General features: G+C 70.7%; 9 protein-coding genes. 4 read left to right on the top strand and 5 right to left on the bottom strand.

Annotation, left to right across the window (positions count from 1 at the left end):
• Nucleotides 1-323 precede the first annotated feature (323 nt).
• Nucleotides 324-1280: a sugar phosphate isomerase/epimerase family protein gene (locus ACLQ28_RS11405; protein ID WP_425686189.1), complete on the top strand. Its 957-nt coding sequence runs from the start codon at nucleotides 324-326 to the stop codon at nucleotides 1278-1280.
• Between the two features lie 23 nt (nucleotides 1281-1303).
• Complete coding sequence (locus ACLQ28_RS11400; RefSeq protein WP_425686188.1) at nucleotides 1304-3391, top strand: PQQ-dependent sugar dehydrogenase; 2088 nt, start codon at nucleotides 1304-1306, stop codon at nucleotides 3389-3391.
• Nucleotides 3392-3476: 85 nt separating this feature from the next.
• On the opposite strand, the gene ACLQ28_RS11395 is transcribed toward ACLQ28_RS11400, so the two are convergent.
• From ACLQ28_RS11395 to pdhA, 4 genes are all read right to left on the bottom strand, one after another.
• Complete coding sequence (locus tag ACLQ28_RS11395; protein WP_425686187.1) at nucleotides 3477-5156, bottom strand: right-handed parallel beta-helix repeat-containing protein; 1680 nt, start codon at nucleotides 5154-5156, stop codon at nucleotides 3477-3479.
• Nucleotides 5157-5365: 209 nt separating this feature from the next.
• Nucleotides 5366-6790, bottom strand: coding sequence for a dihydrolipoamide acetyltransferase family protein (locus ACLQ28_RS11390; protein WP_425686186.1), 1425 nt, complete (start codon nucleotides 6788-6790; stop codon nucleotides 5366-5368).
• A complete protein-coding gene (locus tag ACLQ28_RS11385; protein WP_425686263.1) occupies nucleotides 6787-7803 on the bottom strand; it encodes an alpha-ketoacid dehydrogenase subunit beta in 1017 nt (338 codons plus the stop codon). The genes ACLQ28_RS11390 and ACLQ28_RS11385 overlap by 4 nt, the downstream gene beginning before the upstream one ends.
• The gene (gene pdhA / locus ACLQ28_RS11380; RefSeq protein ID WP_425686185.1) at nucleotides 7800-8966 is read right to left on the bottom strand and encodes a pyruvate dehydrogenase (acetyl-transferring) E1 component subunit alpha; all 1167 of its coding nucleotides are present in this window, start codon (nucleotides 8964-8966) and stop codon (nucleotides 7800-7802) included. The genes ACLQ28_RS11385 and pdhA overlap by 4 nt, the downstream gene beginning before the upstream one ends.
• A 106-nt stretch (nucleotides 8967-9072) precedes the next feature.
• On the opposite strand from pdhA, the gene ACLQ28_RS11375 reads away from it, so the two are divergent.
• Nucleotides 9073-9579, top strand: a complete 507-nt coding sequence (locus ACLQ28_RS11375) for an Lrp/AsnC family transcriptional regulator (RefSeq protein ID WP_425686184.1) — start codon at nucleotides 9073-9075, stop codon at nucleotides 9577-9579.
• 11 nt (nucleotides 9580-9590) lie between these two features.
• Here ACLQ28_RS11375 and ACLQ28_RS11370 read toward each other — a convergent pair whose 3' ends face one another.
• The gene (locus tag ACLQ28_RS11370; protein ID WP_425686183.1) at nucleotides 9591-10562 is read right to left on the bottom strand and encodes a DNA polymerase domain-containing protein; all 972 of its coding nucleotides are present in this window, start codon (nucleotides 10560-10562) and stop codon (nucleotides 9591-9593) included.
• A 132-nt stretch (nucleotides 10563-10694) separates the two neighbouring features.
• Here ACLQ28_RS11370 and ACLQ28_RS11365 point away from each other — a divergent pair, with 132 nt between their 5' ends.
• Nucleotides 10695-13316: a hypothetical protein gene (locus tag ACLQ28_RS11365; RefSeq protein WP_425686182.1), complete on the top strand. Its 2622-nt coding sequence runs from the start codon at nucleotides 10695-10697 to the stop codon at nucleotides 13314-13316.
• Nucleotides 13317-13334: the final 18 nt, after the last annotated feature.

Raw genomic sequence — 13334 nt, 5'->3', positions numbered from 1 at the left:
AGGTCGCGCCGGGCGGCGGCGCACGCCGGGGGCTGGCTTTTGTCGACTGGAGCGAAACTTCTGCCGAACATGACGAAGCTTTGCCTTCATCCAAGGGCACGGGTAAGGTCACGATCTAGATAGAGGGTTGCCCATTCGTCGATCAGCTGCCGCCGCCCCTGCCGGGTCGCCGCGTTCCGCTCCCGAGGGGGCAGAGCCGCACCCGAGCGCCGTCCTCACCGTCCAGCCGGAGCCCGCCTCCGGCCGGTTCGGCGCGCCCGGGCGACGGCAGCCAGGTCGACCTCCGCCGACGGCGTACCTGCCGTCAGGAAGGGACCACCACCATGGATCAACAGATAAACCGACCGGAGCCGACACTGGCGTCCGAGCCGGTCAGCCGGCGCGGAGTGCTGCGCGCCGCGACCGTCTCCGCCGCCGCCGTCGGCGCCGCCGGCCTGCTCGCGAGCCCGGCCACCGCCGCGCCTGCCGGGCAGTCCCACCCAAGGCGCCGGGTGCCGGTCGACCGGATCAGCATCCAGCTCTACACGCTGCGCGATCAGCTCACCGCCGACCTGCCCGGCACTCTGGACGCGCTGCGCCGGATCGGCTACCGGCGCGTGGAGCACGCCGGTTTCGTCGGACGCACCGCCGCGCAGTTCCGGGCCGCGCTCGACGAGGCCGGGCTGCGCTCCACCTCCGGGCACACCGGCATCCCGCAGCCCTTCGACGACGCCACCTGGGAGCGCGCCCTCGCCGACGCGAACGTCCTGGGCAGCAAGAAGATCGTCCACCCGTACTTCGGTCGGGACGCCAACGGCCAGGCGATCCGGGACCCCGCCGTCTACCGCGCCCTGGCCCGGGACCTGAACCGCGCCGGTCGGCTCGCCGAGCGTGCGGGGCTCGACTTCGGCTACCACAACCACCAGCTCGAGTTCACGCCGCTGACCGGCGGGTCGACCGGGTTCGACATCCTCACCACGCAGACCGACCCCCGGCTCGTCCACTTCGAGCTCGACCTCTACTGGACCTGGCGGGGCGCACACGACCCGATCGACGTGATCCAGGCCAACCGCGGCCGGATCCGCCAGGTGCACGTCAAGGACCTCGACGTCGAGGGGGGTTTCGCCGACCTCGGGGACGGTCTCATCGACTTCGGTCGGATCTTCGCCCACGAGCGGGAGGCCGGCATCGAGGAGTACATCGTGGAGCGCGACGACGCGGGCACCTCGCCACGCTCCCCCGCCGACGCCCTGGACACCGCCCGGGTCGGCTTCGACCTTCTCGCTTCACTCCGGTACTGAAAACCACCTCGGGGGACGACCTGATGAAAAGGACCGCATTCGTGTCCGCCCTGCTGCTGGTGACGGCCGGTCTGGCCGTACCACCGTCGGCAGCGGCCGCAGCGCCGGCCGCGCCGCCGGACAGCAGCTTCCAGAAAGTGACACTGAACGACTTCCCGGGCGAGCCGATGAGCCTCGCCGTCCTGCCCGACCTGCGGGTGCTGCACACCTCCCGCACCGGCGAGGTCCGCATCCACGACCCGCGCACCGGGCTGAACACCCTCGCCGCCGACATCCCCGTGTACGAGCACGACGAGGAAGGGTTGCAGGGGGTCGCGATCGACCCGGACTTCGCCCAGAACAAGTGGGTCTACCTCTACTACTCGCCGCCGATGGACACGCCGGTGGACGACCCGGCGACCCCCGGCGTCAACGAGGGGGACGCGCCGGAGACCGGCACCGAGGCGGACTGGCAGCGGTTCAAGGGCGCGCTGCGGCTGTCCCGGTTCAAGCTGGACGGGATGAAGCTCAACCTCGCCAGCGAGCAGCAGATCATCGACGTGCCGACCGACCGGGGCATCTGCTGCCACGTCGGCGGCCAGATCGACTTCGACAGCGTGGGCAACCTGTACCTGTCGACCGGTGACGACACCAACCCGTTCGCCTCCGACGGCTACATCCCGATCGACGAGCGGGCCGACCGCCACCCGGCGTTCGACGCCCAGCGCAGCGCGGCCAACACCAACGACCTGCGCGGCAAGCTGCTGCGCATCAAGGTGAAAGCCGGTGGCGGTTACACGGTGCCGGCCGGCAACCTGTTCAAGCCGGGCACGGCGCAGACCCGCCCGGAGATCTACGCGATGGGGCTGCGCAACGCGTTCCGGTTCGCCGTCGACCGGCGCACCGACAACGTGTACGTGGGCGACTACTCCCCGGACGCCTCCAACCCGAACCCGGAGCGCGGCCCGGCCGGGCACGGCCGGTGGATGCTCGTCGACAAGCCGGCGAACTACGGCTGGCCGTACTGCGTGACACCGACGATCGCCTACCGCGACTACGACTTCGCCACCGGCGAGTCGGGGCCGAAGTTCAACTGCAAGCGCCCGGTCAACGACTCACCGCACAACACCGGTAAGCGCGTGCTGCCGCCGGTCGAGCAGCCGCAGGTCTGGTACGCGGCCGCCCCTTCGGCCGAGTTCCCGCAGCTGGGCACCGGCGGCATCGCTCCGATGGGCGGCCCGGCGTACGACTACGACGGGACCAGCACGTCGCGTACCCGCTGGCCGGCGTACTACGACGGGGTGCCGCTGTTCTACGAGTGGACCCGGGACTACATCAAGGAGTTCCGCCTCGACTCCGACGGCGACGTGACGGACATCCGTCCGGTGGCGCCGTCGCTGGTGGTGGACAACCCGATGGACATGGAGTTCGGCCCGGACGGCGCGCTCTACGTACTGGAGTACGGTGACGGCTACTTCGCCCAGAACCCGGATGCTCAGCTGTCCCGGATCGACTTCGTCCGGGGCAACCGGACGCCGATCCCGAAGATCAGCGGTACGCCGACCGTTGGGCAGGCCCCGCTGACCGTCGCGTTCTCCAGCGCCGGCACCACCGACCCGGACGGTGACAAGCTCAGCTACGCGTGGGACTTCAACGCGGACGGTTCGGTGGACAGCACCGCTCCGAACGCGACCTGGACGTTCCCGGAGAACGGCTCGTACACGCCGACGCTGAAGGTGACCGACCGCACCGGACGGTCCGCCTCGGCATCCCTGCCGCTGGTGGTCGGGCCGACCGCGCCGGTGGTCGAGTTCGTCACCCCGGAGGCCGGGCAGCCGTTCCAGTTCGGGCAGACCGTCGCGTACGAGGTGAAGGTCACCGACGACCTGCCGGTGGACTGCTCCAAGGTGAAGGTCACCTACGTGCTCGGGCACGACGAGCACGGGCACCCTCTCTCCACCTCGACGGGTTGCTCCGGGACCATTCCCACCTTCCTCGACGGTGGGCACAGCGGTGCGGACAACCTGACCGCCGTGTTCGTCGCGGAGTACACCGACGCGGGCACACCCGCGCAGTCGGGCTCGGCCACGGTCGTGCTGGACCCGACCCCGGTGGCCGGCCTGGCCGGCTGACCACCTCACGATGACAGCGGCGGCGGCCGGGCCACTCCGGTCGCCGCCGCTCGTCGTCCAGTCGCTGTGGGGCGCCGGCCGCCGCTCAGCTCCAGTCGCTGTCGACGTGGTTGTCACGCCAGCGTCCGCCCACCGGCGGGGTGTCCAGCCGCATCCCGTCGTCGACGTTGCCGGCGAGGTCGTTGTCCTCGACCCGGCAGTCCACACAACTGCCCCGCTCGGTGACCCACAGCCCATGCGTCTGAGCCTGGTCCTCGTGGCTGTCCCAGATCCGATTGCCCCGGATGGTGGCCGAGTCGAACGGCGCGTCGATGGTGATACCGGCCCGCCGCTGCGGTGCGGCAGACAGCTCGTATCCGCACCCCGGTGGCGGGACGTCCCCGCTCCACGCGCTCAACGCGTCCGGGCGGACCGGGGCGAGGGTGAGTTCGTCGCCGGTGTTCGAGGCCACCATGGCAACAGCTCGCCCGACCCGCAGGACCTTGCCCCGGTGCCCGTCGTGCGGCCAGTTGGCCGACCGGTCCACCAGGCACCGCTCGCCGTAGTGGACGGCATCACCGGCACCGCCGGCGCCCTGGGCGCACTGCCGCCCGTTGTTGCGGATCCGGTTGTTGAGCAGCACCGCGTCGGTCATCTGGTGATCGATCCGGACCGCGTCGAGCCCGTTGGCCCAGAACTCGTTGCTCTCGATCACGATGTCGCGGATCGAGCCCTGGTAGCCGCGCCCGAGGTCGAGCGCGTGATAGCCGTACCGGCCGTTGCCGCTGATCCGGTTGCCCCGGACGGTGTACGGGCCGGGGCTGTTGCCGATGCGGACGCCGTCGCGCATGTTGCCGTCGATGACACAGTCGGTGAGCAGCCCTCCCCGGCCGGCCACGGACGAGGTGCCCTGCGCCGACACGTCGAAGCCGGTCTCCAGGTTGCCGCTCATCGTGCAGGCGGAGACGATCAGACCGTCGGCACCCCAGTCGGAGATGCCGAACCGGTTGCCCTCACTGTGGCAGCCGACGATGCGGAAGCCGCGCGGCTGTTGCCAGTAGCTCTTCTGCAACTCAAGGAAGATCCCGTTGGTGCCGTTGGCCAGGGCGGTGCAGTTGGCGATGGTCAGCCGCTCCACCGTGCCCCAGCCGCCGATGCCGACCCCGATGCCGGCGCCGCCGATCTGCTCGCCGTTGTCCAGTCGGCCGCAGCCGACCACCACCACCCCGTCGATGAGCGAGTCCTGGAGGAAGTCGCAGCCCAGCCCGGTGGCCGCGGTGTGGTGGATGTAGAGGTTGCGGAACACGCCCCGCACGACGTACTGGAGGCCGAGCCCCTTGGCCAGGTAGTTGTACTCGGCCATCGCCACACCCGAGCCGTCGATCTGGAAGTCGGAGAAGGTGCAGTCGGCGATGTGCCGGTCCCGGTCGGCACCGTGCTGCACGGTCGTCCAGAAGGCCAACGGTGTCGGGTCGGCCCGGTTGCCCTCGTTGCTGAGCATGAACCGGGTCGCCGCCGGGCCGGCCCCGATCAGTGACACACCGCTGCGCCACACCGTGCCCGCGTCGCGGATCGAGTAGATGCCCGGCGGGCAGTAGATGACCCGGGCCCGCCCGTCTGCGGCGTAGCCGGCGCCGAGCCGGTCCACGAGGGCGGCCAGCGCCGGCTGGTCGTTCGTCGCGCCGTCGCCGGTCAGCCCGTATTCCAGGGCGTCGCAGTAGAGGGGCGCGCCGGCCGAGGCGGGCCGTCGTACCCGGACCGAGTTGAGCAGCATCTCGTTCGCCACGGGCCGGCTCCCTTCGACGCGTCTGGTGCGCTCCGGCGCGGCCGACTTCCCGATGACGCCGCCGGGAAACCCCGGCACCGGTCACCCCGCCGGGAAACCCCGGCACCGGTCACCCCGCCGGGAAACCGGCCCGACGACGCCGCCGGGAAACCCCGGACGTGCGCCGGCCCCGGCGCCGCACAGGCGACGCCGGGGCCGGGGGTACGCCGTCAGACGGCGGCGATCAGCAGCGCGGGGCGCTCCACGCAGTCGGCGACGTGCCGCAGGAAGCCGCCGGCCACTCCACCGTCGCAGACCCGGTGGTCGAAGGTGAGGCTGAGCTGGGTCACCTTGCGGACGGCGAGTTGCCCGTCGACCACCCACGGCTTGTCCACGATCCGCCCGATCCCGAGCAGAGCCGCCTCGGGGTGGTTGATGATCGGCGTGGAGCCGTCGACACCGAACACCCCGTAGTTGTTGAGCGTGAACGTGCCGCCGGTCAGCCGGGCCGGCGGCAGGCTGCCCGCCCGCGCGGCGGCGGTGGTCGCCGCCAGTTCGGCTGCCAACTCCGCGGTGGTGAGCCGTTGGGCGTCGCGCAGCACCGGCACCAGCAGACCCCGGTCGGTCTGGGCGGCGATGCCGAGGTGCACCCCGGCGGACTGGACGATCCGCTGACCCTCGGTGTCCACCCGGGCGTTGAGCTGCGGGAACCGGCGCAGACCGCTGAGGCAGATCCGGGCCAGCAGCGCCAGGATGCTCACGGGCGCGTCGGGCGTCGCCGCGTTGATCGCGGCCCGGGTCTCCAGCAGCCCAGTGGCGTCCACGTCGACCCAGATGGTCACCTCCGGGATCTCCCGCCGGCTGCGGGAGAGCTTGTCGGCGATCGCCTTGCGGACGCCGGTGAGCGGGACGATCACGTCGCCGTCCCCGGTCGGGGCTGGCGCGACGTGCGGGTCCGGAACGGCGGCGAGCCGGGCGGCGGGCACCGTCAGCACCGCCTCCACGTCGGCGCGGCGGATCACCCCACCGGGCCCGCTGCCACGCACCGAGCCCAGGTCGACGCCGCGCTCCCGGGCCAGCCGCCGCACGATCGGCGAGATGACCAGGGCACTCGGTGACCGCACCGGGTCGCCGGACCCGGTGGCCCCACCGGAAGCACCGCCGGCAACCGCGCCGGTGCCGCCCGTCGAGCTGGGCACACCGGCCGGGCTGGGCACACCGGCCGGGCTGGGCACGCCGGCCGGAGGGGCATCGGTCGGTTCGGGGGCCAGCACCAGGCGGGGTCGACGCCGACGCCGGGTGGCATTGCCGTGCCCGGTGCCGTACCCGATCAGCACGTTGCCGGAGCCGGCCCGCTCCTCCTCGCGGTAGGTGGCGTGCCCGGCAGGCTCGTCGCCACCGTCCAGCGGCGCGATGGTGATCAACGGCTGGCCGACCGGGCGTACCTCACCGGCCGCGCCGTGCAGGGTGACGACCCGGCCGGCGTACGGGCAGGGAACGTCGACGACCGCCTTGGCGGTCTCCACCTCGACCACGCTCTGGTCGACAGTGACCACGTCGCCCACGGCGACCCGCCACTCGACGATCTCGGCCTCGCTCAGCCCCTCGCCCAGATCGGGTAGGAGGAAGACCTGCGTCCGTTCGACCGTGGTCATGCCGCGCTGCCCTGCGCCGCCCAGCGCGCGTCCGGCTGGTCGTCCCACTGCAACCGGGCCACCGCGTCGAGCACCCGGTCCACGCCGGGCAGGTGGGTGTGCTCCAGCATCGGCGCCGGGTACGGGATGTCCAGCCCGGCGACCCGCAGCACCGGGGCGTGCAGGGCGTGGAAGCAGCGTTCCTGCACCCGGGCGGCGATCTCCGCGCCGACCCCGGCGAAGCCGGGCGCCTCCTGGATCACCACGCACCGACCGGTGCGCCGAACCGAGGCGGTGATGGTGGCGTCGTCGAACGGCACGATGGTGCGCACGTCGACCACCTCCAGGTCCCAGCCCTCCTCGCGGGCGGCCTCGGCGGCCTCCAGCGCGACCGGCACCGCCGGCCCGTACGCCACCAGGGTGGCGTCGCGTCCCGGACGGCGTACGACGGCCCGGCCGAACGGCTCGGTGCGGGCCGGAAGCTGCGCCTCGTCGCTGGCGAAGTAGAGCTTCTTGGGCTCCATGAAGACCACCGGGTCGGGGTCGTCGATCGCCTCGCGCAGCAGCGAGTACGCGTCCTCGACGGTCGCCGGGGTGACCACCTTCAATCCGGGGGTGTGCGCGTAGTACGCCTCGGACGAGTCGCAGTGGTGCTCGACCCCGCCGATCCCGCCGGCGTACGGCACTCGGATGACGATCGGCACGCTCAGCGCGCCCCGGGTCCGGTTGCGCAGCTTCGCCACGTGCGAGGCGATCTGCTCGAACGCCGGGTACGCGAACGCGTCGAACTGCATCTCGACCACCGGCCGCAGCCCGGACATGGCCAGACCGACGGCGAAGCCGACGATGCCGGCCTCGGCGAGGGGCGTGTCGAAGCAGCGGTTTTCGCCAAAACGGGCCTGCAGGCCGTCGGTGATCCGGAAGACGCCGCCGAGTTGGCCGACGTCTTCTCCGAAGACGACGACTCGATCGTCGGCGGCAAGGGCGTCGGCCAGCGCGGCGTTGAGCGCCTTGGCCATGGTGGTGGCCATCAGGCGTCACCCTCCTCGTCGCGAGCGGCGGCCAACTCGGCGCGGACCTGCTCGCGCTGTTCGATCAGCTGCGGGGTGGGCTGGGCGTAGACGTGGTCGAAGAGGCTCAGCGGGTCGACGGTGGGCTGCTCGTTCATCCGGGTCCGCAGGTCCGCCGCGTACGCCTCGGCCTGCTCGGCGACCTCGGCGACCGCCGCGTCGTCGAGCACCCCGCGGGCACGCAGGTAGGTCTCCAACCGGGCGATCGGGTCCCGGTCACGCCAGGCGTCGACCTCGGCGCCGTCGCGGTAGCGGCTGGCGTCGTCGGCGTTGGTGTGCGCTTCCATCCGGTAGGTGTGCGCCTCGACCAGGAACGGCCCGTTGCCGGCCCGGGCGTGGGCGACCGCGCGGGTGAGCACGGCGAGCACCGCCACCGGGTCGTTGCCGTCGACCTGCTCGCTGGGCACGCCGTAGCCGACGCCCTTGTAGGCAAGCGACGGCGCGGCGGTCTGCCGCGACAGCGGGACGCTGATGGCGTAGCGGTTGTTCTGCACGAAGTAGACCACCGGCGCCTTGAACACGGCGGCGAAGTTGATCCCCTCGTGGAAGTCGCCCTCGCTGGTCGCGCCGTCACCGATGAAGGCCAGCGCCACGGTGTCGCGACCCTGGTACGCCTCGCCGTGCGCCAGCCCGGCGGCGTGCACGCACTGCGTGGCGAGCGGGGTGCACTGCGGTGCGGTCCGTACCTCGGTCGGGTCGTAGCCGCAGTGCCAGTCGCCGCGCAGCAGGGTGAGCACCTCGACCGGGTCGATGCCCCGGGCAACCAAAGCCATCGATTCACGGTAGGTGGGGAAGACCCAGTCGCTGTCGCGGACCGCGAGGACCGCGCCGACCTGGCACGCCTCCTGGCCCCGTGAGGACGGGTAGACGGCGAGACGGCCCTGTTTGGTCAGGGCGGTCGCCTGGGTGTCGAACCGGCGGCCGAGCACCATCCGGCGGTACAGCTCGCGCAGCACCTCGACGGGTGGCTCCGGATAGTCGGTGCGGGCGGGCAGCGGGGTGCCGCTCTTGTCGAGCAGGCGGACCGGCTCGGCGTCCGGCAGCAGCGGGCGCGCCGGGTCGGGCGGGGTGGCCGCTCGACGGGTGCGCGGGGATGCCCTGCGGACCGCCTGGGGAGTGGTCGTCACGGCGGAACCTCCTGGGACGTGTGGTGAGCCTATGCTTCCGCTAGTCGGATGATTGACTCAAGATCCACGCGAAAGGCGGGACGGTTGGCATGCTGAGGACTCATCTGTGAGCCAGGAGACCCCCGACGAAGCAGGCCGGGCAGCGGGATCGGGACGATCGGCCCGAGCCCTCGACGAGGTGGACCGGCGGATCCTCGACGAGCTGGTCCGTGACGGTCGAACGTCGGTACGCACCCTCGCCGACCGGATCCACATCTCCCGCACCAACGCGTACGCGCGGGTGGAGCGGTTGCTGCGCGACGGCGTGATCACCGGGTTCCGGGCCGAGGTCGCGCCCGAGGCGGCCGGGCTGGGCACCTCGGCGTACATGGCGTTGACGATCGAACAGAACACCTGGCGGGAGGTGTCGGCCGAGCTGGCCCGGGTCCGCTACGTCGAGCACGTCGCGTTACTCAGCGGCGAGCACGACGTGTTGGCCCTGGTCCGGGCTCCGGACAACGCCGCCCTGCGGGACGTCGTACTGGACCGGGTGCAGCGCATCGCCGGGGTGCTGTCGACGCGTTCCTGGCTCGTCTTCGAGGAGTTCGGCGGGACGCAGAGCCCCTGGCAATAGGCCCTGGCCGGTCACCGTTCGGGCGGGGCTTCCAGACCTTCCCGGTCGGCCAACTCCAGCAGCGGCTCCAGCGAGTGCCGCTCGCTGTCCAGGCCGGCGTGCGGGTCGCCGCGCTCGGCGAAGCGGGCCGGCACGGACAACACGTCGAAGTCCTCCGGTCGGGCGTCGTCCAGCTCGGCCCACTCCAATGGCGCCGACACCAGGGCTTTGGGCGTCGGCCGGATCGAGTACGCCGAGGCCATCGTGTGATCGCGGGACATCTGGTTGTAGTCGACGAAGACCGGCCGGTCCCGCTGGTCGCGCCACCAGGTGGTGGTGACCAGCTCCGGCAGCCGGCGCTGCATCTCCCGGCCCAACGCGAGCACCGCCCGCCGGCAGTCGCCGAAGCTCCACCGTGGCTCGATCGACAGGTAGACGTGCAGGCCCCGCCCGCCGGTGGTCTTCGGGTAGCCGGTCAGGCCCAGCTCGGCGAGGAACGCGCGCACCTCCCGGGCGACCGGCACCACCTGCTCGAAGCCCACGCCGGGCATCGGGTCGAGGTCGATGCGCAGCTGGTCGGGGCGTTCCACGTCGGCGGCGCTGACCGGCCACGGGTGGAAACGCAGGGTGCCCAGGTTGGCCGCCCAGATCACCACGGCCAACTCGCTCGGTGCGACCTCGTCGGCGGTGCGACCGCTGGGGAAGGTGATGTGTGCGGTGCGCACCCACTCGGGCGCGCCCGCCGGCAGCCGCTTCTGATAGAACGCGTCGCCCCGGTTGGTCTGCCGGGTGGCGATCGTCGCCCCTTCGAAGACGCCGCGTGGCCAGCGTTCCAGCATCGTCGGCCGGTCCCGCAACGCGCGCAGGATCCCGTCACCCACCGCGAGGAAGTAGCGGACCACGTCCAGCTTGGTCAGCCCACGCTCCGGGAAGTACGGCTTGTCGGGGCTGGAGACACGGACCAGCCGCTCCCCCACCTGGATTTCCTCCGCCGCCGTCGCCACGCCCCACACCGTACGACGCGCAGGGGCGTCTGCGCCGCACTTGGCGCGCGACGAGCACGCGCCAGGGGGGTGACGCAGAGCCAGGATGATCGACTAAAGTGTGCGAAATCAACACTAGCCGGTGGGGCCTACGTGATCATCCTTCGTGCACTGTCGCGTCGTGGGCCAATGGTGCTGGTGCTGGCGCTGGCGCTGGTGCTCCTCGCCGCGGGCCCGGTCGCCGCTCCCTCATTGCACCCGGCACCAGCCGAGGCCGCACCCACCGCCGTACCGGACGACTATCAGTTCGCGCAGGGGTTCTCCACCATTCAGGGAGCGAGCCAGTGGTCCTACCTGCAGTGGGACGGCACCTCCTACACGCCGATGGTGTGGGAGCCCGCGCGGAATTGGTGGCGGGGCAACTGCGAGTTCTGCGTCATCAGTAGCACGGGGCTGCACCCGGACACCAACGACGCGGTCATCGCCTGGACGGCGCCACGGGGTGGCACCGTCACGGTGCGCGGCACCATGGATCACCAGTCCTACATCGACCCCGACATCACGAACGTCGACGGGGTCCGGACCTTCGTGCGCAAACGCAGCGGCAGCACGACGAGCAAGGTGTGGCCGTCAGCCGACTACCAGCAGGTGCGACCTGGGTTCATGGCGCAGCACGTGTTTACGACCTTCGTCAACGCCGGCGATGTCCTGCTGTTCCACGCGAGCCAAGGTGGCACGGGGTCTTACGACAGGCTCTCGTGGAATCCGCGGATCAGCTACGACTATGAGCCGAAGTTCACTCTCGACCAGGCCGAGTTGGTGATGAGTCCTGCCGACTTCGATCGGATCGGTGAGCCCACCGCTCTGGATGCCAGCCTGTCCGTGGTGCCCAATGGCAACCAGTTCGACTTTTATCACTCCTCCTATTTTGGCCAGAAGGTGCAGAAGTTCCGCGGCGACCTCGCCCGTCCCGCCCAGGTGAAGGTGTACGCCGACTCGACGGCCAACCGGTTCCGCAATCCGCACGGCCTCGACGGGCGGTGGTGGATCGCGAGCATGTACCGGACGCCGGAGGGCCACCTGCTCGCGTTCTGTCACATCGAAAATGCTGACCCGCAGACGTCTGGTTGGTGGGCCGGAGGGCTGGCGTACTCCACGGACAACGGGGAGCACTTCACATTGCTGGGTAAGACGCTTGCGGCCCGGGACAAGGCACCCGACGGTTCGACCGGCAACATCGGGGGGATGCCGTATGTGCTCAAGGACGGCTACTTCCACGTCTACTTCACCGAGTTCGGCATGCCGGTCGTCGCCCGCGCCTCGGTCGCCACTGTGATCGACGCCGCCAAGCGCGGCACGGTCAGCCCGTGGACCAAGTACTACAACGGCACCTGGAGCGAGCCCGGCATGCATGGGCGGGCCACCGAGGTCGTCGGTGCCAGCCCGACCAACAACTACGACAGCCATGGCGCTGCCGCCTACAGCACCTACCTCGGGAAGTACCTGCTCACCGGTAGCAGTGGGGGCCAAGGTCAGGGCATCTTCCTCGCGATCGGCGACGATCCAGCCCGATTCGACACGCCGTCGTCGATGCTGAGCAGCAACGCGAACAAGAAGCCCACTCTTCAGCCGTACGAGACGATCGTCGGCGCGGACGGCTCGACCAACGGCGTCGTGGGGCGGGAATTCTACGTCTATTACGGCTATTTCTTCCGCTGGCCGCACAACGGGGTCAGCGTCAGCAAGGACCTGCGCTGGTTGTACCGGCAGAAGGTGACCCTCAACGCCGCGGGGTTTGACCGCAACACCGTCAGCCTGAGCACCGACGCCAGCAAGAAGCAGGACGAGAACGGGCTGCGCTACCAGGAGTACGACGGCACCAGGTACACCGACATGCGATGGGTGGACACCGACCAACGCTGGCACGGCACCGCGACCTTCTCCCTGCTGGACTCGATCAACTGGTACCCGGACGGCAACCGCGACTCGGTAAAAGTGTGGAAGGCGCCACGCGCCGGCACGATCCGCATCGGCGCTGGCCTCGATGGCATCCGCACCAGCGGTGGCCCCGGAGCGGACGGCGTCCGCGTGAAGATCGTCAAGAACAAGACGCCGGTCTGGCCGGCCACCGGCTACGAGCTGGTCGGACCAGCAAGCACCCTGCCCTTCCAGCCGGTGGACGTGACGGTCGCTGCCGGCGACCGCATAGCCTTCCACGTCGGCCAGAACGGCTCCTCAGCCTACGACGCCACCACGTGGTTGCCGACGTTGACCTACACCGGCAGCAGTCGGATCACTTGGTCCGGTAGCGGTGACTTCGGCAGCAAACAGGGCGCGAGCCAGTGGAGGTACGAGGAGTACGACGGCGTCGACTACACACCGATGACCTGGGACGCCACACATCAGCGCTGGCAGGGCACGGGATCGCACCTGCAGATCGGCTCGGTCTCGCAACACGCCGACGGCAACCGCGAGTCGGTCCGAGCCTGGGTCGCTCCACGGGCCGGCACGGTTCGGATCACGTCGGCGCTCGGTGACCTTCACATCGACAACGGTCCGGACGCCGATGGCGTGCTGGTCCGGCTTACCCGCAACTCGGTGAACGTCTGGCCCGCCACCGGAAGACAGAAGGTGGGCCCCGCGGCCAAGGTCCCGTTCCCGCCGATCGAGCTGACCGTGGCCGCTGGCGACACACTGCGCTTCCACCAGCACCAGAACGGAACGGCCTCCTTTGACACGACCATCTGGGTGCCGAAGATCAGCTACCGGCCATGAGACCGCGCCGGCTCCTGC

Source organism: Micromonospora sp. DT201, from assembly GCF_049841575.1.
In the GTDB taxonomy this organism is placed as follows: domain Bacteria; phylum Actinomycetota; class Actinomycetes; order Mycobacteriales; family Micromonosporaceae; genus Micromonospora.
Note: the sequence above shows the minus strand (reverse complement) of the source record. Positions and strands in the feature narration are given on the sequence as shown.